Below are 1,089 nucleotides of genomic sequence, written 5' to 3' on the forward strand. Positions count from 1 at the left end.
GCAACGGCTGGTCGTCCGAGGAGTGGCTGGCCTACCTGCGGTGGGTGGCGGAGCAGGCCCAGGTCAGGGGCATCGAGCCGGAGGGGCCGCCGTGGCGGCCTCCGCGGCCGAGTGGCGCAGCGACACCAGGTGCGTGCGCAGTTCGTTGAGGTCGGCGCAGACCGGCGTGACCATTTCCACCATGCTGTGCCGGAACTCCTGGCGACTCTGGTCGCGGGCGTGGCCACGCAGCGCGGCCAGCACCTGGTCCGCCACCGGAAGGTTGCGCCCGTTGTCCGGGTCGAGCAGCAGGAACTCCTCCTCCACGCCGAGCGTGAGCGTGGACAGGTCGGTTGCGGTGTCGGCGACGGTCGGACGGTATGCCATGGCCGCCTCCATCCACTGCTGCGGCCACGGGTGGACCCGTGGCCGGGGCGGCTCGGGTTCCCGGCGCGCCCGCCGGCAAACACGCCCACCCGGGGTTCTCCCCCGCCGTCGAGCGAACCGGACATCGACGGCACACAGTGGAAAATGTCTGGGACGATGCAGGGATGCTGATGCGTTGGCGTGGTTCCCGCTGGCTCCACATCGCCCTGGGTCTGGTGGCCGGTGCCGTCGTGGGGTTGGCGGTGTACCTGGCCAGTCGACTGACCGGGCCCGCCCTCTTCGCGCTCTGCGGCACGACGGCGGGTGGCGTCGCGGCCGTGGTGGCCTCGGCGTACTCGCGGTTCTTCCAGCTGGCGGAGGTGACCGTCTCGGTTCCGCAGTTCAGCGAGCTGAGGTTCGCCGTCACCAGGGACAACAAGCAGACCGCTTGGCGCCTGTTCGTCGAGGCGGTCACCCGGGTGTCAGGTCAACCGCTGGCGACCGGTACGGGTCTCGTCCGGGAGGCGATGACGTCGCTCTACCAGCTGTTCGCGATCACCCGGGAGGTGCTGAGCGAGGCGGCGCCGACCATCCGGACCACCGGTCGCCCGACCGTCGAACACCTCGGGATCGCCATGCTCAACAACGAGCTTCGACCTTTCCTCTCCACGTGGCATCCGCGATTGAGAGCGTGGGAGCTGGCCAACCCCGACGGGCCCGAGTCGGCCTGGCCCGACGACGCGG

1 protein-coding gene and 1 pseudogene are annotated in these 1,089 nt (G+C 70.5%); one reads left to right on the forward strand and one right to left on the reverse strand.

Annotation, left to right across the window (positions count from 1 at the left end):
- Positions 1-84 precede the first annotated feature (84 nt).
- Positions 85-366: pseudogene (locus tag ACWCO3_RS34755) on the reverse strand (glutamate-cysteine ligase family protein); the annotation flags it as partial.
- 164 nt (positions 367-530) lie between these two features.
- On the opposite strand from ACWCO3_RS34755, the gene ACWCO3_RS34760 reads away from it, so the two are divergent.
- Positions 531-1,089, forward strand: a 559-nt coding sequence (locus ACWCO3_RS34760; protein WP_450014262.1) for a hypothetical protein, incomplete at its 3' end; no start/stop codon positions are given.

It is taken from the genome of Micromonospora sp. NPDC002411, assembly GCF_053592955.1.